Below are 26,617 nucleotides of genomic sequence, written 5' to 3'. Positions count from 1 at the left end.
ACCGTGACGCCCACACAACCACTACTGCGCCACCGGTGCCAGGGCGCGCACGGTGTTGCGGCTGTGGGCGCCGAAGTGGCGGAACAGCTCGACCAGCAGCTGATCGAGGGCCGGATCGGCCACGTTCTTGGGCAGCTCATTGCTGGCACTGAAGCCCGGACTGGCTGGCTGCGTGGCCAGCCAGCGGCCGATCAGCTCGTCCAGTTCGGCAGCCCGCGCCTGGGACTCGGCGGCCACCACCTGCGCCGCATAGTCGGTATCGAAGGCCGGGTAGTCGCCATCCTGGCTGCCATCGGCGTAGGCCTTGAGCAGCGGGCTGTCCGCCGGGCCCTGGCGCAGCAGCAGTTCCATGCGGCTGAACTGGTACTGCTCGATGGCCGTATGACGGTCGGCCACGCGCTTGATCGCCGCCTCGCGATCCTCCGGGTAGCCGGCCTCGGCCTTGGCCGCGATCAGCACCATGCCGGCGGTGTCCACGCCCGGCAGCACGCTGGCGTGGTAGGGCTGGGTCAGATCCTGCAGGTAGTGCAGCGTCCAGCCAAGGAAGCGGTAGCCCCAGTAGGGATGGCCGCTGGCAAAGGCCAGCCGGGCCAGGCCGCTGTACTGGTAGACCCGCCAGTGCGGCAGGGTGCGCTGCAGATAGGGCGCGGCAGCGAAGATCAGCGCCGACTCGTGGTAGTAGCCGATATGGAACGGCGCCTGGGAGGAATACTGGAAGCGCGCGTCGCCGAACGGCTGGGTGCCGAAGTTGTACTGCTGGCCGGCCGCACCGGGGTTGTCGCTGAACAGGTTGATGTCATGGCCGTAGTCCGGCTCGTCGGCGGCGCTGGCCAGCACCTGCAGGGCGCTGACCGGCTCGTTCGGCTGCAGGGCCAGGTAGTGCCACTGGCTCCACGGGCCGACCTTGTCGAATACCAGCACCTGCTGCGTCGGCAGGCTGGGCCGGCCGCCGCTGTCCTGCCCGGGCAGCTGCTGGATGAAGCTGGCCAGGCGGACTTCGGGATTGATGCGCAAGGCATGGATAAACGCCTGGCGCCGGTCGCCCTGGTCAGTGGCACGCCAGCGCAGCGCATCGGGGCGTGGCGGATACTGGGCGAAATGCTCGCGGGCATAGGCCTCCTGCTCGTCGAGCAGGCGCTCCAGCGCCGGCGCCTGGTCGGCGAGGAAGGCCTCCAGCGGTTCGGCCGGCACTTCCTGGTTGATCCCCGGCAACTGCTGCAGGGCCAGCAGGCTGCCCAGGGCATGGTTCGACCAGGCCAGGGCCGGCAGTGGCAGACTGGCCAGCAGCCAGGCGCACGACAACAGGGCAAAGGCTCTCACAGGCACTCCTGATATCCGTCTCGGTTCAGCCGACAAGACTACCGGCTGAAGCCCCGTGAGGCAGCGGCAAACCGCGCCAGGGCTACTCACGGATCAGGCGCCGTAAGGCTGGCACCGCGCCGGCAGTGCTTAGAGCAGTAGCAGCGCCGTCGCCACGCCAGCCAGCAACAGGACGACGCCCACCACCAGCACCAACCGCGACTTGCCGTCGGCATTGGCCGGCGCACTCGCGGCGGGGGCAGTCGCACCGGTCTGGGCCGCAGCACGCAGGGGGTTGGGTGTGGCTGCCGGGCGGCCACCTACTGGCTTGCCATCGGCCTGCGTGGTGGCGCTCGGCTTGGCCGGCTTGGGCAGGTCGACGGCCTGGATGAACAGGGTGGCGTCTTCGTCTTCGGCCTGCTGCACCTCGACCTTGGGGCCGATCACCAGCAGGGTCACACTGCCCATGCGCACCTGGTCACCGGGCTGCAGCACCGCCGCGCTGGTCTTCTCGCCATTGACCAGCACGCCGTTGGCCGAGGCCAGATCCTTGACCTCCAGCACGTCGCCCTTGAGGAAGAACTCACAGTGCCGGCGCGACAGCTCGGCATCGCTGAAGCACAGCTCGCACTTGACCGAGCGGCCGAAGGTCATCGAGCCGCTGACGTGGAACTTCTTGCCCTCGTGCTCGCCCTTGATCACCTGCAGGAACCAGCGCTGGGTGGCCTCGGCCTTGGGCTTGCTCCTGGCCGGGTCGACCAGCAGCAGCTCGACCTCGCCCAGCCGTACGCGATCCTCGGAACGCAGCTGGTAACGGGCGCTGATGCGCTCGTCGTTGACGAAGGTACCGCTCTCGCTGTCGCAATCGCTGATGTAGTACAGGCCGCTTTCCTGGCGGATCTCGGCGTGGAAGGCAGCAATCCCCTCGTCACTCAGGGCCAGCTGGTTGCGCCGATCCTGACCGATGGTGAAACGCTCCTCGACCAGCCAGATGGGGGCCTGGCGACTGTCCTTGAAATGCAGCTTGAGCATGGCAGCGAGGTTCCTGTGCAGAGTGGGCGTCTGTTTATTGGCCGAACAGATTATTCCAGACGCGCTTGATCGGGTTGCTGTCGGCGGCTTTTTCGTTATCCGCACGGGTCGCCTCGGCGCGCGCCCGGCTGGCTCGCGCAGCGCTGAGCAACTGCTGGTGTTCGCCTTGCATCCTGAGCAGTTCGGCATCGTCCGGCTGGGCCTGCAGGCCACGCTCGATCATGGCCAGAGCGCCGGGGAAATCGCTGCGTCGGTAGGCGGCGTTGGCCATGTCGCGGTACAACCCGGCGACATGCTGCAGCCCGGCCAGGGCCTCGGCGTTATCCGGCGCCCAGCCGAGGATCTGCCGGTAGTAGTACACCGCGCTGTCTTCCTCGGGCAGCAGCAGGCGCTTGTCGGCGATGCTCTGCTCGGCCCGTTGCAGGGCCTGGGCGATCCGCGCATCGAGCACCTTCTGCAGGCCGTCCAGAGCGCCGGCGTGGTTGGCGTCGATGGCCAGGGCCTGGCGATAGTAGTAGTCGGCATTGTCCTGCTCCGGCTGCAGCAGCAGGCCATCGGCCAGGCGCTGCTCGGCCAGGCCGATGAAGGCGGCAATACGGCTGGCCTTGACCCGCTCCAGGCCGGCCAGGGCGTCGTCGTTGTCGTCGTCCAGCTGCAGTACGGCGTTGAAGAAGTACTCGGCGCTGTCCTGCTCCGGCGCCACCAGCTGGCCGGCGGCAAAGCGCTGCTCAGCCTGGGCCAGCAACTCGTTGATCTGCGCCCGCTCGCGCAGGTAGAGCCAGGTGAAGGTCAGGGTGGCGAGCAACACCAGCACGCTCAGGCCGGCCAGCAGCGGCATTGCCGAACGCCGCCGCGCTGGCTTGGTCGCCGGCGCAGTGGCGACTGGCCCGGTGCTGGCTGGCACCTGGGGCGCCGGCTTGGCCACGGCCAGCGCCGGGCGCACCTGGGTCTCGTCCAGGTCGCTCAGTTCGATCTCGTCGAGCGCGGCGAGCAGTGCCCGACAATCGGCGAAGCGCTCGTCCGGCTGCTTGGCCAGCATGCGCGCCAGCAGCTCGTGGAACGCCCACAGCGCCTCGGGCAGCTCCGGCATGGCCATCTGCACGTGGTTCATCACGGTCTGGGTGTAGTTGCCGCCGCGATAGGGATTGGTGCCGGTGAGCATTTCCAGCAGGATCACGCCGAGGCTGTAGATGTCGCTGCGCGCGTCCAGCGCCTGGCACTGGGCCTGTTCGGGACTGCTGTAGGCGGGGCTGCCAACGGCGACGCCGAACTGGGTCAGCTCGCTGTCGAGATCCAGATCCTTGGCCACGCCGAAGTCGGTGAGCACCGCAGTGCCGTCATCTCGGAACAGGATGTTGGCCGGTTTCACGTCGCGATGCACCAGGCCCTTGTCGTGCACCACCGCCAGACCACTGGCGATCTGCCGAATGATCTCCAGGGCTCGCTCGGGAGCGAACAGCTCGCCCTTGCGCCGCGCCAGGTCGCCACCGGGGAAGAACTCCATGGCCAGGTAGTAACGGCCATCGGCCAGACGGTCGATATCGTAGATGGTGATGATCGAAGGATGATTGAGCGAGGCGACTATGTGCGCTTCCTTGACGAAGCGCTGGCTGAAAGCCTCGTCCTCGGCACGCAGCAGCACCTTGATGGCTACCTTGCGGTGCAGCGATTCCTGGGTGGCCAGGTAGACTTCGGCCATCCCGCCCTTGCCCAGCTGGCCATGCACGCGGTAGCCGGGTATCTCAAGCAAGCTGTCGCTCATTCGATCGGTATCTTGGGGTCTAGTGCTTACGGGGGTTGAGCAGGCGGCTGAGGAAACTGCGCGGTCTGGTGTCGATCTCCGCCGATTCCGGGACGCTACGCCCCAGCACGATGCAGGAGATATTGTCCTTGCCCCCTGCCTGGATTGCCAGCCCTATCAGTTGCTCGACCAGTTCATCGAGGGTCGCGGCGCTGCCGCACAGCTGGCGGATCTGTTCATCGTCCAGCTCGCCGGTGAGGCCATCGCTGCACAGCAGCAGCAATTCGCCCGGCGCCAGCGAACCCTGTACCCGGTCGACCTGCAGCACCAGTTCACTCTGCCCCAGGCATTGGGTCACCAGGTTGCGCCGCGGATGGTGGCGCGCTTCGGCCACGCTCAACTCGCCGGCATCGATCATCGCCTGCACCCAGCTGTGGTCGCGGGTCAGCTGCTCGATGCCGCCCAGGCCGATGCGATAGGCGCGGCTGTCGCCGATCCAGGCCAGGTCGAAATCGCTGCCGGCGAAGCTCACCGCCACCACCGTGGTGCCCATGCTGCGCCCGCCAGCCTGCTGGCCAGCCGCGAGGATGGCCGCATTGGCGGCATGGATGGCCTCGTCCAGAACGCCGCCCGCGGCCATCACTTCGCGCAGCGTCTGCAGGGCCATGGCACTGGCCACTTCGCCGCAGGCATGCCCGCCCATGCCGTCGGCCACGGCCCACAGACCCAGCTCGGGACAGCACAGCACGGCATCTTCGTTGTGTGCGCGAACCGGACCCGCGACGCTCTGCGCCGCATACCCCAGGGACTGCTCGGTAAGCGTCATCGGCATGACTGCTGGAACCTCATAACTGCACGAACGTGCATGATGCTGCGTCGCAGGGCGGCTGTCAGCCCAGAGCGCAGGAAGTGTTAAACAGTCGAGATTGGCCGACTGCGCGGTCAGTACTGACGCTGACTCTCCTGCGTGCTTTGCCCGGGATAGCGCTCCACCGAGTAGCCACCTGGGTATTCGGTGCTCTGCCGAATGCTGCCGCGCTGCTCCACGCTGGAACTGCCGTAGCTGTGGCTCTGCTGGCCATAGCCCGATTCGGGCAGCGCCTGCCCGCCGTAGATCTCGTAGCTCTGCGTGCGGCTGGAGCTGCCGATGCTGCCGCTGGCTCCGGGGCTGACATATTCGGCGGGCACACCTGGCCGAGGTTGCCGGGCGACCTCGCCGGCCAGCAGCGGTTGGGTGGCGACAGCCGCCAGCAGCCCCCAGAGAAGTTTCGCGTTCATGCCATGGCCCTCACGGTTTTCCCCGATGCTACGCCGTTTGGCGCCCGCGGACAGCTCTGGCCACTGTCTTGCCAGCCTTGGCAAAGCGCGGGTGCTCGCTATCATGCCGCGCTTTTACGGGATGCCGTATTCATGCCCATGCGCCACGCCGCCGCCTTGCTTGCCTTGCTGTTCGCCCTGCCCTGCTCCCTCCAGGCCGCCGCCCCACGCACCTTCAGCGAGGCCAAGAAGATCGCCTGGAAGCTCTATGCCCGGCAGTCGGTGGAGTTCTATTGCGGCTGTCGCTACAGCGGCAAGCAGGTGGATCTGCGCAGCTGCGGCTACGTGCCGCGCAAGAATCCCCAGCGTGCCGCACGCATCGAGTGGGAGCACATCATGCCGGCCTGGGTCATCGGCCATCAACGGCGCTGCTGGCAGCAGGGCGGCCGCCGCCAGTGCGCTAGCACGGACAACACCTATAAGCGCGCCGAGGCGGATCTGTTCAACCTGGTGCCGAGTGTCGGCGAGGTCAACGGCGACCGCAGCAACTTCTCCTACGCCTGGCTACCGCAGAAACCCGGGCAGTACGGCGCCTGTCCGATGGTGATCGATTTCAAGAGCCGCAAGGCCATGCCCAGGGCCAAGGTGCGCGGCATGGTCGCGCGCACCTACTTCTACATGAGCCAACGCTATGGCGTGCGCCTGTCGCGTCAGGAGCGCCAGCTGTTCGAGGCCTGGCACAAGCAGTACCCGGTGCAGAGCTGGGAGCGCCAACGCAACCTGCAGCTCGGTTGTGTGATGGGCTGGGGCAACCCCTATGTGGGCTCGATCGATCTGCGCCACTGTCCGGGCAAGCCGAACTGATCCGCCCTCTCATCCTAGAGCGGCCCTCCGCTCGGCAGATTAGTGAAAAAAAATTAGGCTTTTCGCCCCCGAACTTGTAAGGTGCTCGGACTGTGCTGCATGTGTCACCGCAAATCGACCGGTTTAGATCTCGGTCCAACCTTCCATCGGTTTCCTTACTCTTTGCACTCAGTCATGGCCTGGGCTGTTCCAGCGCCGTGTTCACTTTGTTCAAGGAGATATTCCATGTCCGCACGTCAAACTGGCACCGTTAAGTGGTTCAACGATGAAAAAGGCTTCGGCTTCATCACCCCGGAAAGCGGCGCCGACCTGTTCGTACACTACCGCTCGATCCAGAGCGCTGGCTTCAAAAGCCTGAAAGAAGGCCAGAAGGTTTCTTTCGTGGCCGTGCAGGGTCAGAAAGGCATGCAAGCCGACGACGTACAAGTGATCTAATCACTTACGGGCGTCACGAAACCGGCCCTCTGGGCCGGTTTTTTATTTCCGTCATTTTTACCTGCCGTACCCTCAGGCAGTGGAGAGCGATATGCGAGTCAAAGTAGCCGCCCAGCAGAAGCCCAAGCCGCAGCCAGCTGTGGAAACCAGCGAGTCTATCGAGGCCCAGGTCGCCGCCTTCCTCAAATCCGGTGGGGAAATCCAGCAGATCGCCAAAGGCGTCAGCGGCCAGTCGAACACGCCCAGCCGCCATATCGTCATTGGCAAGAAGTAACCCCCCGCAGCGAAGGGCCTGCAACAGGCTGGCCCTTGCGTCACTCGCCAGTTTTGCCAACATGCTGGCACTTTGCCTCCCCCGCCCTTGCTCGACCGAGCAAAGCTCTGCATCCTAGGCAGTATAAGAATGCGGCCGAAGGCCCGGGATCGCGCCGATGCTCAAGCGACTGCGGAATGACTTCCAGCTCTCCATCATTACGCTGATGGGGTTCTTTGGCGTGCTGGGTATCTCGCCCTATGCCGTCTATCGCCTGCTGCACGGCAACTACCTGGTCGGCTGCGCTGACACCATCATCGTCCTCTCCACCCTGTTCGCCGTGCTTTATGCCTGGCGTACCGGCGATACCGTCAAGCCGGGGATCTACCTGGCCAGCATCTTCTCCGTCGGCTCGACACTGATCGCCATCAACCTGGGGGTCAACGGGTTGTTCTGGATCTACCCGCTGATTCTCTTCAACTTCTTCATGGTCTCCCCCGGCAAGGCCATCGCCGCCACCCTGCTGGTTCTGCTCGGCCTGGTCGGTCATGCCCTCTGGCAACCGGGCAGCGTGTTCGAGAGCGACTACCAGATGGTGTCCTTCCTGGTGACCAACATGATGGCCGGGGTACTGACCTTCATCTTCGCCTACCGCACCCGTCACCAGCGCGAGCAGTTGCAGATCCTCGCCATCCGCGACCCGCTGACTGGCGCCCGCAACCGCCGGGCGATGGACGAGGAATTGAAGATCGCCGCCTCCAGCCAGCGCCGCCATGGCCGCAGCTACAGCGTGCTGGCCATGGATCTGGATCACTTCAAGCAGATCAACGACTGCTACGGCCATCCGGCTGGCGATCAGGTTCTGGTGAGCTTCGTCGCCCTGATCAAGGCCGGCTCGCGCAAGGCCGACCGCCTGTTCCGCGTCGGCGGCGAAGAGTTCCTTCTGCTCCTGCCCGACACCAACCTGAGCGGCCTGGAGGCAGCCGCCGCCAACCTGCAGGCCCTGGTGCGCGACGCCCTGCGCAGCCCCGGCGGGCCGGTCAGCGTTTCCATCGGCGGCGCCGTGCTGCTCCCCGGCGAGTCCTGGCCGCACCTGCTGCACCGCGCCGACCAGTGTCTCTATCAGGCCAAGAGCGCCGGGCGCAACTGCACCATCATCGATCCCACCTGCGACTCCGCTCAGCCCCCCGCCGTCCAGGCCAGTGAACACGGCGCTACACTCTAGTCAGGCCGCTTATGGCCAATGATGGGGGCCCGACCACCACGAGACGGGAGGTGTGCTATGAACCGGCACTTCTACATCAGTGACAATCTGGACGAGCTGGAACAACTCGAGAGCGAGCTGGAAGCCAGCGGCATCAGCACCGAGCAGATTCACGTGCTGAGTGAGCAGGATGCCGAAGTCGAACACCATCACCTGCATGACGTGTCGTCATTCATGAAGCAGGACGTCGTCCACTCTGGACAGATCGGCAGCCTGATCGGCATCGCCCTGGCCGCCCTGGTACTGCTCACCGCCTGGCTAAACGGCTGGAGCGATACCCCGGCCGGCTGGGTGCCCTTCATCTTCCTGGCAGTGGTGATGATCGGCTTCAGCGTCTGGGAGGGCAGCCTGTTTGGCCTGCAGCAGCCGAACAACGCTTTCCGCCGCTTCACCGAACGCCTGCACGAAGGCAAGCACCTGTTCTTCGTCGACGTGAAGCCGACCCAGGAGCCGATCCTCAACCATATCGTCGCCCACCATCCACGCCTGGAGATCGCCGGTATCGGCAATGCCACGCCGGACTGGGCAATGGCCGTGCAGCAACGCTGGCACCAGTTCCGGCGCCTGATCTAGGCGCTTGGCGCCGCCCAAAGGCGGCGCCGGAAGCGGCCTCAGCCGCGCGCGGCAGCCGCCACGATCAGCTGCTTCATCTCCGCCACCGCGCCCTTGAAGCCGACAAACAGCGCGTGGGCGACGATGGCGTGGCCGATATTCAGCTCGTGCACACCGGCAATCGCCGCCACTGGCTCGACGTTGTGGTAGTGCAGGCCGTGGCCGGCGTTGACGATCAGCCCATGGGCCAGGCCGCAGGCCACCCCGTCGCGGATGCGCGCCAGCTCGCGGGCGGCCTCCTCGGGCGAGTGTGCATCGGCGTAGCGGCCGGTATGCAGCTCGATGGCCGGCGCACCGACACGGCGCGACGCTTCGATCTGCCGCTCATCGGCGTCGATGAACAGTGACACCTCGCAGCCCAGCCGGCTCAGGCGCTGCACCGCCGCCTTGATTCGCTCCTCCTGTCCGGCCACGTCCAGCCCGCCTTCGGTGGTCAGCTCCTGACGGGTCTCCGGCACCAGGCAGATATGCTCGGGGCGTACGCTCTCGGCGAACTCCAGCATGAAATCGGTCACGCCCATCTCGAAGTTCATGCGCGTCTGCAGCACCTCCTTGAGTAGGCGCACATCACGCTCCTGGATATGCCGGCGATCCTCGCGCAGGTGCACGGTGATGCCGTCGGCACCGGCCTCCTCGGCATCCAGGGCGGCCTTGACCGGATCGGGGTAACGGGTACCGCGGGCCTGGCGCAGGGTGGCGACGTGGTCGATGTTGACGCCGAGGAGAATGCGGTTGGCTTCAGTCACGGGCAGGTTCCTTGAGATTCATGAAGAGTTCGCGGCTGACCAGCGGTCGGCCGCCCAGATGAGGTGCCAGGGCCTGGCGCATCAGGCGTTTGGCCGCCGCCAGGGCGCCTGGAGAGGCCCAATCGGCCTGGGCCATGGCCAGCAGATCAGCGCCCTGGAACAAGCCCGGCTGCAGTTGCTCCACCGCCTCTAGGCCAGCCTCTGGCAACAGCCGATAGAGGCCGCTGCTGAGCACCGGCGCGCCAGTGAGATCGCAATCCAGGGCAAAACCATAGCCCAGCTCGTCCAGCAGACGCCATTCGAAGGCGCGCAGCAACGGCTCCAGCGGCGGATTGGCAGCCAGTGCCTGCAGGCTCAGCGCGTAATGTTCGAACAGGGCTGGATGAGGGTCTTCCGCCGGCAGCAGGCGAATCAGCAGCTCATTGAGGTACAGGCCGCTGAACAGGGCAGCGCCGCTCAACAGGTTGGGCACCCCGCCAGCCTCCAGGCGCGCGACGGTCTTCAGCTCGCCGCGACCGCGCAGCTCGACCTCCAGCGGAATGAACGGGCGAGCCAGGGTACCGGCCTTGCCCCGCGCACCGCGCAGTACCGCGCGCATGCGCCCCTGCGGGGTGAGCAGATCAACCAGCGCACTGCTCTCGCGGTAGGCGCGGCTATGCAGCACGTAGACCGGTTGCGTGCTGGCCTGCATGGCTCAGATGTCGGTGTAGCCCAGCGAACGCAGGGCCCGCTCATCGTCGGACCAGCCGCCTTTGACCTTGACCCACAGATTGAGCATGACCTTGGAGTCGAACAGCACCTCCATGTCCTTGCGCGCCTCCTGGCCAATGCGTTTGATGCGCTCACCCTTGTCGCCGATGATGATCTTCTTCTGGCCGTCACGCTCGACCAGGATCAGGCCGTGAATATGCAGGATGCGACCTTCCTGCTTGAACTCCTCGATCTCCACGGTGATCTGGTACGGCAGCTCGGCACCGAGCTGGCGCATGATCTTCTCGCGCACCAGTTCGGCGGCGAGGAAACGACTGGAGCGGTCGGTGATCTGGTCTTCCGGGAAGAAATGCTCGGACTCCGGCAGATGCTCCGCCACCAGGCGCTCCAGGGTATCGAGGTTCTGCCCGTGCAGGGCGGAGATCGGCACCACTTCGGCATTCGGCAACTGCTGCGCCAACCATTCCAGATGCGGCAGCAGCTCGGCCTTGTCTTCCAGGCGATCCGCCTTGTTCACCGCCAGGATCACCGGCCCCTGAACGTACTGGACACGCTCGAGCACCAGCTGATCCTCGTCGGTCCAGCGCGTACGGTCGACCACGAAGACCACCACATCGACATCCTTCAGGGCGCTCGATGCGGTCTTGTTCATGTAGCGGTTGAGCGCTTTGTCGTTGTTCTTGTGCAGGCCCGGGGTGTCGACGTAGACGGCCTGCACCTCGCCCTCGGTCTTGATGCCGAGCATGTTGTGCCGGGTGGTCTGCGGCTTGCGCGAGGTGATGGCCAGCTTCTGCCCAAGGATATGGTTGAGCAGGGTCGACTTGCCCACGTTGGGACGGCCGACAATGGCGACATAGCCGCAACGGCTAACGGGTGCATCAGTCATTACTGTTCTCCACGCCCAGCGCCACCAGGGCAGCAGCCGCGGCGGCCTGCTCGGCAATGCGCCGGCTGGCGCCATGGCCCTGGGTCTTGTCACTCAGCAGGGCAATCTCGCACTGCACGAAAAAAGTCCGGCAATGCGGCTCGCCCTGGATGTCCACCACTTCGTAACGCGGCAGCTCAGCACCACGCGACTGCAGAAACTCCTGCAGGCGGGTCTTCGGATCCTTGTTGGTATCCACCAGGGTGAGGCCGTCGAGCTCGTTGCTCAGCCAGGCCAGCACCCGCTCGCGCGCGACCTCCATGCCGGCATCCAGATAGATGGCGCCGATCAGCGCCTCAAGCGCATCGGCCAGGATCGACTCGCGCCGGAAACCACCACTCTTCAGCTCGCCGGAGCCCAAGCGCAAGTATTCACCAAGATCGAAACCACGAGCCAGCACGGCCAGTGTCTCGCCTTTCACCAGACGTGCGCGCAAACGCGACAACTGGCCCTCGCGCGCCTGCGGGAAACGCTGGAACAACGCCTCGCCGGCCGCGAAGTTGAGGATGGCGTCGCCGAGGAACTCCAGGCGCTCGTTATTGCGCCCGGCAAAACTACGATGAGTCAGGGCCAGGAGCATCAGCTCCTGATCCTTGAAGGTATACCCGAGCTGACGCTCGAGGCGAGCTAGCGAAGTACTCACTGTGCTCTTACGCGGAATTCTTTATCGAAGGTGGCCACCAGATCGAGGTTCTCGATCAGCGGCTCGCGCTTCTCATACTTCAGGTGCACGAGAAACTCGTTGTTCTCCAGCTTGATCTCCAGAACATCGTCCAGGTCGATATCGCGAATGCCGTTGACCATCAGGCCTTTCCCGACATGGCTGTAGAAGTCCTGGACGGTATGAACTTCCAGGGCCCGATCGGTATCCACCGCCATGATCGACTTCTCCAGCGACCAGAAATCCATGTAATGGGGGAACATCTTGAACCCCGTACTGGCAAAGAATGCCACCAGAACCAGAACAACCATCCAGCCCAGCATGGACATACCTTTCTGCGAACGAACCAATGTCATGTTCGACCCCAATTGTCAGTGTTGTTGTTATGCCCGCAGGCGAGCGGCATGACTATATATAGGCAGGTGCCGTCCGGTTGAACAGCACTGCGCATTTTTCACGATTAGTGGATCAGACCGATCCGGGAGAAGTTCGGCAGGCTGCGCAGCTTGGGCTCGGGCCAGCTCATCCAGACAGCAAAGGCCTTACCGACGATATTGCGATCCGGCACCATGCCCAGCAGATCCTTGGCAATCTTCGGATCGTTCCAGTAGCGGCTGTCATTGGAGTTGTCGCGGTTGTCGCCCATCATGAAGTAGTAGCCCTGCGGCACCACCCACTCGGTATTGGGCTCTATGCGGTAGCGGCGCATTTCCTTGCGGATCAGATGCTCGACCTCGCCCAGCTTTTCCTTGTACAGCACCACGCTGCCGAGGCTGCCTGGCTCTTCGCCGAGCAGTTGCTCTGTCACCGGCTCGCCATTGATCAGCAGGCGCTTGTTGCTGGTATAGCGGATACGGTCACCGGATAGCCCCACCACCCGCTTGATGTAGTTGACGCTGGGGTCGCTGGGATAGCGGAACACCATCACGTCGCCGCGCTGCGGATTGCCCACCTCGATGACCTTGGTGTCCAGCACCGGCAGGCGAATGCCATAGGCAAACTTGTTGACCAAGATGAAGTCGCCCACCTCCAGAGTTGGCTTCATCGAGCCAGACGGAATCTGGAATGGCTCCAGCAGGAAGGAACGCAGCACCAGCACGATGGCCAGCACCGGGAAGAAGGACTTGCCGTACTCCACCAGCAGCGGCTCGCGATTGAGCTGCTGCAGCACCTGCTCGTCGGGCTCAGCGACCTGCCCCTCGTAGGTTGCAATCGCCACCCGCCGGCGGGGGGCCAGCAGCAGCAGGTCGAGCAGAGCCAACACGCCGCATACCGCAACGGCGATCACCAGAATAAGCGGGAAGTTGAACGACATAGGTCTTAGCTATCCACTTTGAGTACGGCGAGGAAGGCTTCCTGTGGAATTTCCACACTGCCGACCTGTTTCATCCTTTTCTTACCGGCCTTCTGCTTCTCCAGCAGTTTTTTCTTACGGCTGACGTCGCCGCCGTAGCACTTGGCCAATACGTTCTTGCGCAATGCCTTGACCGTGGTACGGGCAATGATCTGGCCGCCGATGGCTGCCTGGATCGCCACGTCGAACATCTGCCGCGGGATCAGCTCTTTCATCTTCTCGGTCAGTACTCGGCCTTTGTGATGAGCGCGGTCACGATGCACGATCAGCGCCAGGGCGTCGACCTTCTCGCCGTTGATCATCACGTCCAGACGCACCAGGTTGGCCGACTGGAAGCGGTCGAAGCTGTAGTCCAGCGAGGCATAGCCGCGGCTCACCGACTTCAGGCGGTCGAAGAAGTCCAGCACCACCTCGTTCATCGGCAGGTCGTAGGAGACCTGCACCTGGCTGCTGAGGAACTGCAGATCACGCTGCACACCGCGCTTCTCGATGCACAGGGTGATGACGTTGCCCAGATGCTCCTGCGGCACCAGGATGTTGGCGCGCACGATCGGCTCGCGCATGTCGAGGATGCCGGATGGGTCGGGCAGCTTGGACGGGTTGTCGACGTACAGCGTCTCCCCGTTCTTCATCTCCACTTCGAAGACCACGGTCGGCGCAGTGGTGATCAGATCCAGGTCGTATTCGCGCTCCAGGCGCTCCTGGATGATCTCCATGTGCAGCATGCCGAGGAAGCCGATGCGGAAGCCGAAGCCCAGGGCATCGGAGCTTTCCGGTTCGTACTGCAGGGCGGCATCGTTCAGGGTCAGCTTCTGCAGCGCTTCGCGGAAGTCCTCGAAGTCGTCGGAGCTGACCGGGAACAGGCCGGCGTAGACCTGCGGCTTGATGCGCTTGAAGCCCGGCAGCACATCCACGTCCGGGGTATTGGACAGGGTCAGGGTGTCGCCCACCGGCGCACCGTGAATGTCCTTGATACCGGCGATCACGAAGCCCACTTCACCGGCTTTGAGATCGCTGGTTTCGGTGTGTTTCGGGGTGAACACGCCGACGCTGTCGACCTGGTGCACCTTGCCGGTGGACTTGACCAGGATCTTGTCGCCTTTCTTCATCCGGCCATGTTTGACCCGTACCAGGGAAACGATACCCAGGTAATTGTCGAACCAGGAGTCGATGATCAGCGCCTGCAGCGGCGCCTCGATGTCGCCTTCGGGCGCCGGGATCACCTTGACCAGTTGCTCGAGCACATCAAGCACGCCCATGCCGCTCTTGGCGCTGCAGGGTACGGCGTCGGTAGCGTCGATGCCGATGATGTGTTCAATCTCGTCCTTGACCCGCTCCGGCTCGGCCTGGGGCAAATCCATCTTGTTCAGCACCGGCATGACCTCGAGGCCCTGCTCGATGGCGGTGTAGCAGTTGGCCACGGACTGGGCCTCGACGCCCTGGCCGGCATCCACCACCAGGATCGCGCCTTCGCAGGCGGCCAGGGAGCGGCTCACCTCGTAGGTAAAGTCGACGTGACCGGGGGTATCGATGAAGTTCAGCTGGTAGGTCTTACCGTCCTGCGCCTTGTAGTGCAGGGTAACGCTGTGGGCCTTGATGGTGATGCCGCGCTCGCGCTCCAGATCCATGGAGTCCAGAACCTGAGCCTCCATCTCGCGCTCGGACAAACCGCCGCAGATCTGGATGAAGCGGTCGGCCAGGGTCGACTTGCCATGGTCGATGTGGGCGATGATGGAAAAATTGCGGATATGACTCAGGTCACTCACGGATCGACACTCAAAAAAGCCGCAGGCAGGCTGCCCACCGAAAAATAGCCGGGAATTCTACCCGATCGGCGCAGCCCGCGTCACCCACAGCCACCGGCCGCCGGCAAGAAAAAGGGGCGGTAGAACCGCCCCTCGACTGCCTGCTGCCGGCTTATTCGGCAAGCTTGAAGGTAATGAAACTGGCCCTGCCCTGGCGCAGGACGCGCATCGATATCGAGCGATTGACCGGCAGATCCTTGGCGATCTGGGTAAAGGTCTGCAGCGAATCGATCGCCCGGTTGTTCAGGTGCGTGATCACATCACCCTGACGCAGGCCGATCAGCGCCGCCGGGCCGTCCTGCACTTCCTTGATCACCACCCCGCCACGCAGATCAAGCGCCTTCTTCTGCTCGTCGCTCAACTCGGCTACGGCAACACCCAGGCGGTTGTTGCTGCGCTCGACACCCGCGTCGCCCGCGGCAACCAGTTCGTCGTCATCCTCCGGCAGACTGCCGACGATCAGCTGCAGTTCCTTGCGCTCGCCGCCACGCACAATCGCCAGCGTCGCCTTGCTACCCGCCTTCATCGCCCCGACCAGGTGGGGCAGATCGGCCGACATGATGATCGGCTGGTCATTCAGGCTGATGATCACATCACCGACCTGCAGGCCGCCCTTGGCCGCCGGGCCATCTTCCATCACCTGGGCCACCAGGGCGCCAGCCGGTTTCTCCAGACCGAAGGACTCGGCCAGATCCTTGTTCACTTCCTGAATCACCACGCCCAGCCAGCCGCGACTGACCTTGCCGTCGGACTTGAGCTGGCTGGCAACGTCCATGGCGACATCGATGGGAATGGCAAACGACAGCCCCATGAAGCCACCGGAACGGGTGAATATCTGCGAGTTGATGCCGATCACCTGGCCATCCAGATTGAACAGCGGACCGCCGGAGTTGCCGGGGTTGATCGCCACGTCGGTCTGGATGAACGGCACATAGTTCTCGTTCGGCAGGCTGCGCCCTTTGGCCGAGACGATCCCCGCCGTCACCGAATGGTCGAAGCCGAACGGCGAGCCGATGGCCAGTACCCAGCTGCCCACTTTGAGGTCATCGGACTTGCCGATCTTCACAGTCGGCAGGTTCTTGCCCTCGACCTTGAGCAGGGCCACATCGGTACGCGGATCGGCGCCAACCAGCTTGGCCTTAAGCTCGCTGCGATCCGACAGGCGTACGATGATTTCGTCGGCGTCGGCCACCACATGGTTGTTGGTCAGCACATAGCCGTCATCCGAGATGATGAAGCCCGAGCCCAGCGACTGCGCTTCGCGCTGACGCCCGCCCTGCCCGCGCGGGGCCTGCGGCAGGCTGCGTTCGAAAAACTCGCGAAACTGCGGCGGCAGACCTTCCAGATCGGGCATCTGCCCGCGCACGGTAACATCGCGCTGAGCGATGGTCTGTCGGGTACTGATATTCACGACTGCCGGCGAGGCCTGCTCGACCAGCCCGGTAAACTCCGGCAACTCGGCATGCGCCGCAACAACCTGGCCCAGCAGCAGCAAGGCCAGCAGGCCGGACAAAGAGGATTTCAGGTTCAGCATTTACTGCAGCTCCATCAAGGAAGGAACAAGCGTTTACGTACGAAACAGGCCGCCCCGCAGAATGCAGCGGCCATTGGCACCAAGACCCAGGCCATCCCGCCCCGACATCCCTTCAGCGCACCGGCATGCGCCCATCACTGCGCCTGAGCGGTCGCAGCTGGCTCCTGCATGGACAAGGCAATCCGCTCGGCAGTTCCCAGCGGGATCTCACCCACCACGGTAACCATCACATCGCCATCTGCCGTACTCATGCGCCGGGAAACCACGGCGGTCGGCCCCAGCTGATTGCGCGACTCATCCACCACAGCACCACGCAGTGGCTCGAGGAAAACCGAGAAGCGCGCCAGGCCATCGCCATACATCAGACAGGCCACGGGATCCGCCGAGGCCGGACTGGGACGCTGCAACGCCTGCTTCAGCTCGAAACCCGGCGGCAGCCAACCAGCCCGCCAGGACTGCGCCAGCTCCGCCACCTTGCTCAGGGCAACCGGCTTGCAGCCCTCGCTGGGGCGCAGCACCTCATCGCCCGGCACGGCGGACAGGTCCAGATCGACGAACTGGAAGCGCTCGAGCAACTGCCCCTTCTCGCTGATCAGCAGCGACTTGAGCGGCAGCGCCGTCTCCTCGTCCAGGTGCAGCTCGAAGGCATAGCGATGCTGGTCGCGCGGCACCAGCAGCAGCACGACGGCAGCACGCCCGGCAATGCGCGACTTGCCCAGCAAGCGAAACTCGTAACGCTGGCCAAGCTGGGCCGCCTGCAGATGCGGCGCCGGCCACTGCACGTCGGGCACTTCATCGGCCAGGCCGCCACTGACGCATTGCGGCCGACCATCGACCCGCACTACTTCCTGGATCGGCCCATCGAGTTGCAACAGGCGCTCACGCACACCTTGCGCGCCAGCCTGATGCCAGATCGCATGGGTGGAGAAATTGCCGTTGCGCTCATAGACAAAGGTGCCGTGGAAACTCTGCTGCGAGGACTGAGCCATCCGCTGCAGCCACTCCTGTGCATCGGCTGCCTGGACGACAGGAGTCGCCAGCCAGCCAAGCAGTGCGATGAACGGGATGGCGCGCATAGACCCCCTCAGCGATTTTCCAGGCTGGCGGCACGGGCGTAAGGCAGTGCGGAATCCGCACCAGTGGCCGCGGCCTGCTGGGCATGCTGACGCAGGTAGGTCGGCAGGCGCAGCTGCTGCCAGTTGGCCGAAGACAGCTGGCTGGCAGGACGTTGCGGCATCAGGCTTTCACCCTCGCTGTAACCCGCCAGAACGGCCGGCCCCTGGGCCTGCATCTGCGGCAGGCTCAGGCCTGGCTGCGCGTTCTGGGCAAGCTGGGCACCACCCAGCTCATCCTGATTGTAGAAGCGCACGCCAGCCAGCACCGCCAGCGTCACCGACGCCGCCACGGCCAGGCGCCCGAGAGTGCGCCAGGAGCCGTTCGCTGCCTTGGCCGGTACGGCTTCTTCGGCCAGTGCAGCGGAAACCGCTGCGGCGATATCCAGGCGCGGCTCCAGCAGCTCCTTATGCATCACCGCACGGGCAACTTGGTAGCGTGCCCAGGTCGCACGCAACTCGCCGTCGTCGCTGGCTGCCAGCACCCGACGCAACTCCAGTTCATCCGCTTCGTTATCCATCACCGCGGACAGCGATTCCTGTAGGGCTTCACGACTCATGGTGGTTCCTCTCTTGGCTGTCGCCGCTGTCTCAGGCTTCCTGCAACAAGGGTTGCAGGGACTTATCAATGGCCTCGCGGGCACGGAAGATCCGTGAGCGCACGGTACCGACCGGACACTGCATGGCACTGGCAATGTCCTCATAACTCAAACCATCAAACTCGCGCAGGGTCAGAGCAGTGCGCAAATCTTCGGGCAACTGCTGGATGGTGCGATGCACGGTGGCCTCGATCTCATCGCGCAGCAGCATCCGTTCCGGTGACTCGTTGTCCTTCAGAGCATGGTCGCCGTCGTAGAACTCCGCATCCTCGGCACTGACATCACTGTCTGGCGGCCGCCGACCGCGCGACACCAGATAGTTCTTCGCCGTGTTGATGGCGATACGGTACAGCCAGGTATAAAAGGCGCTGTCACCGCGAAAATTGCCAAGCGCGCGATAAGCCTTAATAAAGGCTTCCTGGGCAACATCCTGAGCCTCATGGTTGTCGTGCACAAAGCGCACGACCAAGCCGAGAATCTTGTGCTGGTACTTGAGCACCAGCAGATCGAAGGCCCGCTTGTCGCCGCGCTGCACCCGCTCGACCAACTGCTGATCGTCTTCCTGGGTTAGCATGAATACTCCTCTTGGTATTCGGAGGAGCTCTGCACTGACCCGTTCATCTCTCTGCCAAGATAGACTCGGTCACTTCGCAAAAGTTCTCCCCTCCAAACAAGCTTCCTGCATTGCCTGGGCACCTGCAGAAAACACTGCAACAGAGCCGCTGCCCTGCCGCTGAATAATCGTTATAGGCCGCCGAGCGCGCACGCAGAAACGACCGATAGATGCCATTTAGCCATCGGCGATGGCTTATGGAACCTGAACGACTAAGAAAGTTCCCGAGCGGCATGCTCGGTCATAAGCCAGCTATTGTGCCGCCCACCCCCTCTATATACTAGGCGGCGCCTTTACGCGGGAACCCTGAGTAGACATGAGCCAACACTATCAGCACGACGTTCTGGTGATCGGCAGCGGCGCTGCCGGCCTGACCCTCGCCCTGACCCTGCCCCAGCACCTGCGCATCGCCGTGCTGAGCAAGGGCGACCTGGCCAACGGCTCCACCTACTGGGCCCAGGGTGGTGTCGCCGCCGTGCTGGATGATGCCGACACCGTGCAATCGCATGTCGAGGACACGCTCAATGCCGGTGGCGGGCTGTGCCGCATCGATGCCGTGCGCTTTACCGTCGAGCACAGCCGCGAAGCCATCGAATGGCTTATCGAGCAGGGCGTGCCCTTCACCCGCGACAACGAAAACGACCGCGAGGACGGCGGCTTCGAGTTCCACCTCACCCGCGAGGGCGGCCACAGCCACCGGCGCATCATCCACGCCGCCGATGCCACCGGCGCAGCGATCTTCAATACCCTGCTGCAACAGACCCGCCTGCGCAGCAATGTCGAGCTGCTGGAGCAGCGCGTGGCAGTCGACCTGATCACCGAGCGCAAGCTCGGCCTGCCCGGCCAGCGCTGCCTCGGCGCCTATGTACTGAACCGCAACAGCGGCGAGGTCGACACCTACCATGCGCGCTTCGTCATCCTTGCCACCGGTGGCGCAGCCAAGGTCTACCTCTATACCAGCAACCCCGATGGCGCCAGCGGCGACGGCGTGGCCATGGCCTGGCGTGCCGGCTGCCGGGTCGGCAACCTGGAGTTCAACCAGTTCCACCCGACCTGCCTGTACCACCCGCAGGCCAAGAGTTTCCTGATTACCGAAGCCCTGCGCGGCGAAGGCGCCCACCTCAAGCTGCCCAATGGCGAACGCTTCATGGCGCGCTTCGACGCCCGCGAGGAGCTGGCCCCACGCGACATCGTCGCCCGCGCCATCGACCATGAGATGAAGCGCCTGGGTATCGACTGCGTGTACCTGGACATCAGCCACCAGCCGGCCGACTTCGTCAAAGCGCACTTCCCCACCGTCTACGAGCGCTGCCTGACCTTTGGCATCGACATCACCCGCCAGCCCATCCCGGTGGTGCCGGCGGCGCACTACACCTGCGGTGGCGTGGTGGTCGACCAGCACGGGCGCAGCGACGTGCCCGGCCTGTACGCCATCGGCGAGACCAGTTTCACCGGCCTGCACGGCGCCAATCGCATGGCCAGCAACTCGCTGCTGGAATGCTTCGTCTACGCCCGCTCGGCGGTACAGGACATAGTCGCCCAACTCGACCAGGTGGCGATGCCGCAGAGCCTGCCGACCTGGGACGCCAGCCAGGTCACCGACTCCGACGAGGACGTGATCATCGCGCACAACTGGGACGAACTGCGGCGCTTCATGTGGGACTACGTCGGCATCGTGCGCACCAATAAGCGCCTGCAGCGCGCCCAGCACCGTGTGCGCCTGCTGCTCGACGAGATCGACGAGTTCTATTCCAACTACAAGGTCAGCCGCGACCTGATCGAGCTGCGCAACCTGGCCCAGGTCGCCGAGCTGATGATCGAGTCGGCCATGCAGCGCCACGAGAGCCGCGGCCTGCACTACACCCTGGACTACCCAGGGCTACTGCCGGAAGCCCGCGACACTATTCTGGCGCCGCCCACCTACGCCGGCTGAACTTCAGTCGCACTCGCAAGCGCCGATGAGCATCCCGCGCCAGCGCATCGCGGGGAATGCACAGACCGCGCACCCACCACTGCCCGGCCAGGCGAAAACGCAGTACTACTGCCAGTGGCAGGGCCAGGCTGTCCGGCCGCAGCTGCACCGCTTGCCAGCCCGCCGCCCGGCTCCACAGCTGCCAGCCGTCGTCATCGTGGCGCAGGCCGGTAACGGCCTGCGGATGACTGAGCAGTAACTGACGCGGCAGGGCCCAGATGGCATGCAACAGGCAGCAGAGCATACCCAGGCCGCGAGCCCAGAGCGGAATAGCAACGATCAGCAGGGTTGCCAGCGCCAGGAACTGGGCCAGCAGATAGACCGCCAGCAGCAGGCGTGAAGCCTGCCAGTGGCATTCGAAAACCTTACTTGGGCTGGACACGATCCAGAATCATGCGAACCATGCGCAGCAGGTCGGGATCCTGCGGCTCGTCGCGCTGCATGAACCAGCCGAACATGTCCTGATCCTCGCACTCCAGCAGCTTGCGGTAGCGCGCCTGATCCTCGGCATCCAGGGTGGCGTAAACCTCCTTGACGAAGGGCACCAGCAATACGTCCAGCTCCAGCATGCCGCGGCGGCTGTGCCAGAAGAGTCGATTCAGTTCGGTAGCGTCGGCCATACATCGGCTCCTGTGGAAAGGTGCGCAGTATAGCGAGCGCAGCTGAGCTCGGCACCCGCTGACAAGCCGGCAGCGCGGCTCTATGATGGCGCCCCGGACTTTTCAAACTGCGAGCGCCAATGGCCGACTCCGCCTTTTTCTGCACCCTGACCCACGAATCCCTGCTTGCTGTACGCGGCATTGACGCCAGCAAGTTCCTCCAGGGCCAGGTCACCTGCAACCTCAACTACCTCGGTGCCGAGACCAGCAGCCTTGGCGCACGCTGCACGCCCAAGGGGCGCATGACCTCGAGCTTCCGCATCCTGCCCGAGGGGGACGGCTACCTGCTGGCCCTGGCCAGCGAACTGCTGGACAGCCAGCTGGCCGATCTGAAGAAATATGCGGTGTTCTCCAAATCGACCCTCAGCGACGAAACCAGCGCCTGGGTACGCTTCGGCCTCAGCGCCGGTGACAGCGTCCTGACCGGCCTCGGCCTGCAACTGCCGGCCGGCGCCGACAGCCTGGCGCGCGTCGATAACCTGATCGCCCTGCGCCTTTCCGATGGCCGTGCCGAGCTGTGGGCACCGGCTGCCGAGGCCGAGCGCCTGCAGGCCCTGCTGAGTTCCGGCCTGCCCCAGGCAGCGCTCAACGACTGGCTGCTGGCCCAGGTGCGCGCCGGCATCGGCCAGGTCTTCGGCCCGACCCGCGAGCTGTTCATCCCGCAGATGATCAACCTGCAAGCCCTGGGCGGCGTGAGTTTCAAGAAGGGTTGCTATACCGGCCAGGAAATCGTCGCGCGCATGCAGTATCTCGGCAAGCTCAAACGGCGTCTCTATCGCCTGAGCCTGGTAGCCGGCGAACTGCCGCAGCCGGGCGTCGAGCTGTTCTCGCCGGTACACGGCTCCAGCGTCGGCGAAGTGGTGCTGGCTGCCCAGGCCGGGCAAGGCGTGGAGCTGCTGGCTGTGCTGCAGGAAGACGCGAAGAACGATGGCCGCATCCACCTGGGCAGCGCCGAAGGCCCAAGCCTGAGCCTGCTGGAACTGCCCTACGAGCTGGATGCAGATCGCGAAATCCAGCGCTAGGTAAAAAAGCTGATGCATGACCCCGGGCAAACGCGGTACAACCCGGGCAATCCCTGAACGATGAACGCTTCTGCGCCTAGACTGAAGCGATCCAGCGACACGAGAGCCGAGATGAGCAAGCTTGCCGAGAAAGTCCAACAGGAACTGATCCAGGCCATCGAAAACGATGAACTGGTGCTGCCGACCCTGCCCGAAGTAGCGCTCAAGGTGCGCGAGGCAGCGGAAGACCCGAATATCAGCATCCCGGCCCTGAGCAAGGTAATCGGCAACGACGCCGCCCTTACCGCCCGCATCATCAAGGTAGTGAACAGCCCGCTGCTGCGCACCAACAAGGAAATCACCGACCTGCAGATGGCCGTCGGCCGCCTCGGCATCAACTACACCTGCAACCTAGCCACCGGCCTGGCGATGGAGCAGATGTTCCAGGCCACCAGCGACGTGGTCGATCGCAAGATGCGCGAAGTGTGGAACAAAAGCACGGAAATCGCCGGCATCTGCCACGTACTGTGCAAACACTACACCCGCCTGCTGCCCGACCAGGCGACCCTCGCCGGCCTGGTGCACCAGATCGGCATCCTGCCGATCCTCACCTACGCCGAAGAACACAACGAGCTGCTGGCCGACTCCATCAGCCTCAACCACGTGATCGAGAAGATCCACCCGATCATCGGTGACAAGATCCTGCGTGCCTGGGAGTTCCCCGAGCCGATCGCCATGGTGCCGGGCCAGCACCTGGACTTCACCCGCAACTCGCCGAAGGTCGACTACGTCGACATCGTCCAGGTCGCCACCCTGCAGAGCTACCTGGGCAGCGAGCACCCCTACACCCAGCTCGACTGGAGCCAGATCCCGGCTTTCGCCAAGCTCGGTCTCGACCCCAACGTCGACATGCAGGCCGACGAAGACCTCTCCGCCGCCATGGAAGCGGCCACCAGCATGCTGCAGTAATAGAGCGCGGATTACCCTCTAAGCTGAACAGAAATCCGGGCGACCCAACGCCCGGGCGGTACGCAGATCGAAGGATCGGTCGCAGTTCCGTTCAGCCCGTGAGGACATCCGCATGCGCCTGCTGCCCCTGCTGTTTCTTGCTCTCTGCAGCATCAGCCGCGCCGAAACCATTAGCCTGACCAATGGCGAGTGGAGTCCTTATCTCGGCGAACACCTCCCCTACCACGGCGTCGTCTCGCGCATCATCGAGGAAGCCTTCGCCTTTGAAGGCATCCAGGTGAAATGGCTGTTCTATCCCTGGCCCCGTGCCTTGCGCACTGCCGCCAATGGCAACAGCGCCGGCACCGCCGTATGGCGGCGCAGCCCCGAGAAGGAACAGATTTTTTTCATCAGCGATCCAGTAGTGGATACCAGCTACTACTTTTTCCACCGCCAGGATCACCCCTTCGACTGGCAGCAGATCAGCGACTTGCAAGGCAAACGCATCGGCGGCGCCATCGACTACAACTACGGCGCGGCTTTCCAGCAAGCGGAAAAAAGCGGCCAGGTGCAGATGCAGCGCCTGAGCAACGAGGAACTGGCTCTGCGCATGCTGCTGGCCGGGCGCCTCGATGTCTTGCCGATGGACAAAGTGGTGGCCTTCGACCTGCTGCACAGCAAGTTCAGCGCCGCCGAACGCCGCCAGCTGACCTTCCACCCGTTGCCACTGAACAGCGACACCCTGCATCTGCTGCTGTCGCGCAAGGTGGCCGGCAACGAGGCGCTGTTGCAGCGCTTCAACCTGGGTCTGCAGAAACTGCGCAACAGCGGCAAGGTGGCGCAATACCTGCTGGAAGTGCAGCAGCCAGTGAGCCTGGTGCCCTAGACCGCAGGAAAATTGACCTGCACCCGCAACCCGCCGCTGCGCCCGTCGTGCAGACTGACCTGGGCCAGGTGTGCGCGGCAGATCTCGCCAACTATCGCCAGGCCCAGCCCGGCCCCGCCGACCTGCGGATTGCTGCGGTAGAAGCGCTCGAACACCTTGTCGCGCTCCTCCGCTGGAATGCCCGGGCCGTCGTCCTCCACCTCCAGCAGCGCCGGCTGCAGCACCCGCAGGATCACGTCGCCGCCCTTGGGCGTATGGGTCATGGCGTTGTCCACCAGGTTGTAGATCAGCTCGTTGAGCAAGGTCGGCTCGCCATCAATATACACCCCCTCCTCCGCCTCCAGCGCCAGGCTGATGCCACGCTGATGGGCCAGCGGCGCCAGGGCCATGCCCAGCTCGCGAGCCAGCTGGGCCAGGTCGACCCGCTCCGCGCCACCTTCGGCGATGGCCCGCGCGCCGCGCTCGATGCGCGCCAGGGAAAGCAGCTGGTTGGCCAGGTGAGTCAGGCGGTCGGTGCTCTGCGCGGCCTTTTCCAGGGTACTGCGCCACAGGCTCGGCTCGCTTTCACGCAAACCCAGCTCGATACGCGCCTTGAGCGCCGCCAGCGGTGTGCGCAGCTCGTGGGAGGCATCGGCGATGAACTGCGCCTGGCGCTCGAACTGCAGGCGCAGGCGTTCGGTGAAGTGGTTGAGCGCCGCCACCAGCGGGCGCAGTTCGTCCTGTGCCTCGACCATCGGCAACGGCCGCAGGTCATCCGGCTGACGCTCCTCCACCGCCCCGCGCAGACGCTCCAGCGGACGCAGCGCGGCGCTTACCGCCAGCCACACCAGGGCCAGGGTGATCAGCGCCAGCAGGCCCATGCGCCACAGAGTATCGAGCAACAGACTGCGCGCCATGCGCTCGCGCGCCCCCTCGGTCTCGGCCACGCGGATTTCCGCCATGCCGTTGATATCCGGCTCGCTGACCGGCTGCAGCAGGCTGACCACCCGTACGCCCACACCATCGAACTCGCCGTCGTAGAAACGCGCCAGGGCCGGGTAATCGTCAGTGCGCTTGGTGCCGGGCGGCGGTGCCGGCAGGTTGTCGTAGCCGGAGACCAGGCGTCCCTGCAGGTCGTTGACCTGGTAGAAGATGCGCCCTTCGCTGTCGTAGGCGAACACGTCCAGCGCCACATAGGGCACATCGGCGCGCAGGGTGCCATCGTCGGCATACAGACCGTCGGCGATGGCCCGGGCCGAGGCCAGCAGGGTGCGGTCGTAGGCCGCGTCGGCGGCGGCGCGGCCGTTCCAGTAGGCGCTGATGCTGCCGATCAGCAGCGGGATCGCCAGCAGGATCGCCAGCCGGCGCAGCAGCCCACCGCGCAGGCTGCCGGCACGCGGCTCAGTCACTCACCGCCTCCAGCAGGTAGCCCAGGCCACGGAAGGTGACGATGCGCACCGCATCGCCTTCGAGCTTCTTGCGCAGGCGGTGGATATAGATCTCGATGGCGTCGGCGCTGGCTTCCTCGTCCAGGCCGAACACCTGGTCGGCCAGCTGCTCCTTGCTCATCACTCGCCCCGGGCGGGCGATCAGCGCTTCCAGTACCGACTGCTCGCGCGAGGTCAGGCTGAGCACCTGCTGGTGCAGGCTGAAACGCCGCGTGCCCAGGTCATACACCAGCGCCCCGCAGCGCTGCTGGGCTTCACCACCGAGCACGCTACGGCGCAGCAGCGCCTTGACCCGCGCCTCCAGCTCGGTCAGTTCGAACGGCTTGGCCAGGTAGTCGTCGGCGCCCAGGTTGAGGCCGTGCACCCGATCCTTGACCTCGCCGCGGGCGGTCAGCATCAGCACTGGCAGCACCTTGCCACGGGCACGGATGCGCGCCAGCACTTCGAAACCGTCCAGCCGCGGCAGGCCGACATCAAGCACCGCCAGGGCGTAGTCCTCGCTGGCCAGGGCATGTTCGGCGGCCACGCCGTCGTGCAGCACGTCCACCGTCAGCCCCGCGCCACGCAGTGCCTGGGCCACGCTGTCGGCCAGCGGCAGATGGTCTTCGACCAGCAGGATTCGCACGATTGGGGCACTCCGCAGCTTGTTCTTATGGCCTCAGTGTAACCAGCGCAAAGCCGCTTTAACCGCCTCTACAACTTTCTTTCACGCTGAAAGGCTGGCGAAAGTTTCGCCCCCTAGCATCGCGACAGGGTGGCTAGAACCACCCGCCAAGTGCCGGCTGCGTGGTTGCGTCGGTGCGACAAGAACAACAAATGGAGACCACCGATGCACGCTGCCCTGCAGCAGGCCACCGCGCCTGCCCGTTCGCCTCGCCCGCCGTGCCACCCGCACCGCACCGCCGCC

29 protein-coding genes are annotated in these 26,617 nt (G+C 64.5%); 9 read left to right on the top strand and 20 right to left on the bottom strand.

The genetic code is table 11. The features are described from left to right. Window positions 1–21: 21 nt before the first annotated feature. The 5 genes from A9179_RS06805 to A9179_RS06785 all read right to left on the bottom strand — a co-directional run bounded on the left by A9179_RS06805 (window position 22) and on the right by A9179_RS06785 (window position 5,350). Window positions 22–1,320, bottom strand: a complete 1,299-nt coding sequence (locus A9179_RS06805) for a phospholipase C/P1 nuclease family protein (protein WP_316851817.1) — start codon at window positions 1,318–1,320, stop codon at window positions 22–24. A gap of 129 nt (window positions 1,321–1,449) precedes the next feature. Then, a complete protein-coding gene (locus A9179_RS06800; RefSeq protein WP_187805072.1) occupies window positions 1,450–2,331 on the bottom strand; it encodes an FHA domain-containing protein in 882 nt (293 codons plus the stop codon). A gap of 34 nt (window positions 2,332–2,365) precedes the next feature. Next, a complete protein-coding gene (locus A9179_RS06795) occupies window positions 2,366–4,093 on the bottom strand; it encodes a serine/threonine-protein kinase (protein WP_187805071.1) in 1,728 nt (575 codons plus the stop codon). 19 nt (window positions 4,094–4,112) lie between these two features. Continuing rightward, the gene (locus A9179_RS06790; protein WP_187805070.1) at window positions 4,113–4,904 is read right to left on the bottom strand and encodes a PP2C family protein-serine/threonine phosphatase; all 792 of its coding nucleotides are present in this window, start codon (window positions 4,902–4,904) and stop codon (window positions 4,113–4,115) included. 110 nt (window positions 4,905–5,014) lie between these two features. Then, window positions 5,015–5,350: a hypothetical protein gene (locus A9179_RS06785; RefSeq protein WP_187805069.1), complete on the bottom strand. Its 336-nt coding sequence runs from the start codon at window positions 5,348–5,350 to the stop codon at window positions 5,015–5,017. A 132-nt stretch (window positions 5,351–5,482) separates the two neighbouring features. Between A9179_RS06785 and A9179_RS06780 the strand changes: the two genes are divergently transcribed. The 5 genes from A9179_RS06780 (at window position 5,483) to A9179_RS06760 (ending at window position 8,718) form a co-directional block, all read left to right on the top strand. Continuing rightward, window positions 5,483–6,193 (top strand): endonuclease, encoded by a 711-nt coding sequence (locus tag A9179_RS06780; protein WP_187805068.1) that lies wholly within the window; start codon window positions 5,483–5,485, stop codon window positions 6,191–6,193. Window positions 6,194–6,418: 225 nt separating this feature from the next. Next, on the top strand, window positions 6,419–6,628 hold the full coding sequence (locus tag A9179_RS06775) for a cold-shock protein (RefSeq protein ID WP_187805067.1): 210 nt from the start codon (window positions 6,419–6,421) through the stop codon (window positions 6,626–6,628). Window positions 6,629–6,719: 91 nt separating this feature from the next. After that, window positions 6,720–6,902, top strand: coding sequence for a hypothetical protein (locus tag A9179_RS06770; protein ID WP_187805066.1), 183 nt, complete (start codon window positions 6,720–6,722; stop codon window positions 6,900–6,902). A 157-nt stretch (window positions 6,903–7,059) separates the two neighbouring features. Then, window positions 7,060–8,106, top strand: coding sequence for a GGDEF domain-containing protein (locus A9179_RS06765; RefSeq protein WP_187805065.1), 1,047 nt, complete (start codon window positions 7,060–7,062; stop codon window positions 8,104–8,106). Between the two features lie 57 nt (window positions 8,107–8,163). Further along, complete coding sequence (locus A9179_RS06760; RefSeq protein WP_187805064.1) at window positions 8,164–8,718, top strand: magnesium transporter; 555 nt, start codon at window positions 8,164–8,166, stop codon at window positions 8,716–8,718. Window positions 8,719–8,756: 38 nt separating this feature from the next. Here the strand turns inward: A9179_RS06760 and pdxJ are convergent, their stop codons facing one another. The 11 genes from pdxJ to rpoE form a co-directional block, all read right to left on the bottom strand. After that, the gene (gene pdxJ, locus A9179_RS06755) at window positions 8,757–9,503 is read right to left on the bottom strand and encodes a pyridoxine 5'-phosphate synthase (RefSeq protein ID WP_187805063.1); all 747 of its coding nucleotides are present in this window, start codon (window positions 9,501–9,503) and stop codon (window positions 8,757–8,759) included. Next, on the bottom strand, window positions 9,496–10,194 hold the full coding sequence (recO, locus tag A9179_RS06750; RefSeq protein ID WP_187805062.1) for a DNA repair protein RecO: 699 nt from the start codon (window positions 10,192–10,194) through the stop codon (window positions 9,496–9,498). The genes pdxJ and recO overlap by 8 nt, the downstream gene beginning before the upstream one ends. Before the next feature lie 3 nt (window positions 10,195–10,197). After that, window positions 10,198–11,100, bottom strand: coding sequence for a GTPase Era (gene era, locus A9179_RS06745; RefSeq protein WP_187805061.1), 903 nt, complete (start codon window positions 11,098–11,100; stop codon window positions 10,198–10,200). Beyond that, window positions 11,093–11,782, bottom strand: coding sequence for a ribonuclease III (gene rnc, locus A9179_RS06740; RefSeq protein ID WP_187805060.1), 690 nt, complete (start codon window positions 11,780–11,782; stop codon window positions 11,093–11,095). The genes era and rnc overlap by 8 nt, the downstream gene beginning before the upstream one ends. After that, window positions 11,779–12,156, bottom strand: a complete 378-nt coding sequence (locus tag A9179_RS06735) for a DUF4845 domain-containing protein (protein ID WP_187805059.1) — start codon at window positions 12,154–12,156, stop codon at window positions 11,779–11,781. Before A9179_RS06735 ends, rnc begins: the two co-directional genes overlap by 4 nt. 104 nt (window positions 12,157–12,260) lie before the next feature. Further along, window positions 12,261–13,115: a signal peptidase I gene (lepB, locus tag A9179_RS06730; protein ID WP_187805058.1), complete on the bottom strand. Its 855-nt coding sequence runs from the start codon at window positions 13,113–13,115 to the stop codon at window positions 12,261–12,263. Window positions 13,116–13,120: 5 nt separating this feature from the next. Continuing rightward, entirely contained in the window at window positions 13,121–14,920 is a 1,800-nt protein-coding gene (gene lepA, locus A9179_RS06725) for a translation elongation factor 4 (protein ID WP_187805057.1), read from the bottom strand. Between the two features lie 151 nt (window positions 14,921–15,071). Then, window positions 15,072–16,493: a DegQ family serine endoprotease gene (locus A9179_RS06720; protein WP_187805056.1), complete on the bottom strand. Its 1,422-nt coding sequence runs from the start codon at window positions 16,491–16,493 to the stop codon at window positions 15,072–15,074. A gap of 134 nt (window positions 16,494–16,627) precedes the next feature. Beyond that, window positions 16,628–17,569: a MucB/RseB C-terminal domain-containing protein gene (locus A9179_RS06715; protein WP_187805055.1), complete on the bottom strand. Its 942-nt coding sequence runs from the start codon at window positions 17,567–17,569 to the stop codon at window positions 16,628–16,630. Window positions 17,570–17,577: 8 nt separating this feature from the next. After that, window positions 17,578–18,165 (bottom strand): sigma-E factor negative regulatory protein, encoded by a 588-nt coding sequence (locus A9179_RS06710; protein ID WP_187805054.1) that lies wholly within the window; start codon window positions 18,163–18,165, stop codon window positions 17,578–17,580. 31 nt (window positions 18,166–18,196) lie between these two features. Beyond that, on the bottom strand, window positions 18,197–18,778 hold the full coding sequence (gene rpoE, locus A9179_RS06705; RefSeq protein ID WP_187805053.1) for an RNA polymerase sigma factor RpoE: 582 nt from the start codon (window positions 18,776–18,778) through the stop codon (window positions 18,197–18,199). Window positions 18,779–19,133: 355 nt separating this feature from the next. Here rpoE and nadB point away from each other — a divergent pair, with 355 nt between their 5' ends. Then, complete coding sequence (nadB, locus tag A9179_RS06700) at window positions 19,134–20,750, top strand: L-aspartate oxidase (protein ID WP_187805052.1); 1,617 nt, start codon at window positions 19,134–19,136, stop codon at window positions 20,748–20,750. Here nadB and A9179_RS06695 read toward each other — a convergent pair. Together A9179_RS06695 and A9179_RS06690 are read right to left on the bottom strand one after the other, a co-directional pair. Next, complete coding sequence (locus tag A9179_RS06695) at window positions 20,719–21,171, bottom strand: protein YgfX (RefSeq protein WP_187805051.1); 453 nt, start codon at window positions 21,169–21,171, stop codon at window positions 20,719–20,721. The genes nadB and A9179_RS06695 overlap by 32 nt on opposite strands. Further along, window positions 21,155–21,409 carry an FAD assembly factor SdhE gene (locus A9179_RS06690; protein ID WP_187805050.1) on the bottom strand — a complete coding sequence of 85 codons (255 nt, stop codon included), beginning with the start codon at window positions 21,407–21,409 and terminating at the stop codon, window positions 21,155–21,157. Before A9179_RS06690 ends, A9179_RS06695 begins: the two co-directional genes overlap by 17 nt. 119 nt (window positions 21,410–21,528) lie before the next feature. Here A9179_RS06690 and ygfZ point away from each other — a divergent pair, with 119 nt between their 5' ends. The 3 genes from ygfZ to A9179_RS06675 all read left to right on the top strand — a co-directional run bounded on the left by ygfZ (window position 21,529) and on the right by A9179_RS06675 (window position 24,283). Continuing rightward, the gene (gene ygfZ, locus A9179_RS06685) at window positions 21,529–22,470 is read left to right on the top strand and encodes a CAF17-like 4Fe-4S cluster assembly/insertion protein YgfZ (RefSeq protein WP_187805049.1); all 942 of its coding nucleotides are present in this window, start codon (window positions 21,529–21,531) and stop codon (window positions 22,468–22,470) included. Window positions 22,471–22,581: 111 nt separating this feature from the next. Then, window positions 22,582–23,418, top strand: coding sequence for an HDOD domain-containing protein (locus A9179_RS06680; protein ID WP_187805048.1), 837 nt, complete (start codon window positions 22,582–22,584; stop codon window positions 23,416–23,418). Between the two features lie 112 nt (window positions 23,419–23,530). Further along, a complete protein-coding gene (locus A9179_RS06675) occupies window positions 23,531–24,283 on the top strand; it encodes a substrate-binding periplasmic protein (protein ID WP_187805047.1) in 753 nt (250 codons plus the stop codon). Here the strand turns inward: A9179_RS06675 and A9179_RS06670 are convergent. Further along, a complete protein-coding gene (locus tag A9179_RS06670; RefSeq protein WP_187805046.1) occupies window positions 24,280–25,671 on the bottom strand; it encodes a sensor histidine kinase in 1,392 nt (463 codons plus the stop codon). The genes A9179_RS06675 and A9179_RS06670 overlap by 4 nt on opposite strands. Continuing rightward, on the bottom strand, window positions 25,664–26,335 hold the full coding sequence (locus A9179_RS06665) for a response regulator (protein WP_187805045.1): 672 nt from the start codon (window positions 26,333–26,335) through the stop codon (window positions 25,664–25,666). The genes A9179_RS06670 and A9179_RS06665 overlap by 8 nt, the downstream gene beginning before the upstream one ends. Window positions 26,336–26,617 lie beyond the last annotated feature (282 nt).

This window comes from Pseudomonas alcaligenes, from assembly GCF_014490745.1.
GTDB classification, from domain to species: domain Bacteria; phylum Pseudomonadota; class Gammaproteobacteria; order Pseudomonadales; family Pseudomonadaceae; genus Aquipseudomonas; species Aquipseudomonas alcaligenes_C.
This window is presented reverse-complemented; position numbering and strand designations above follow the sequence as displayed.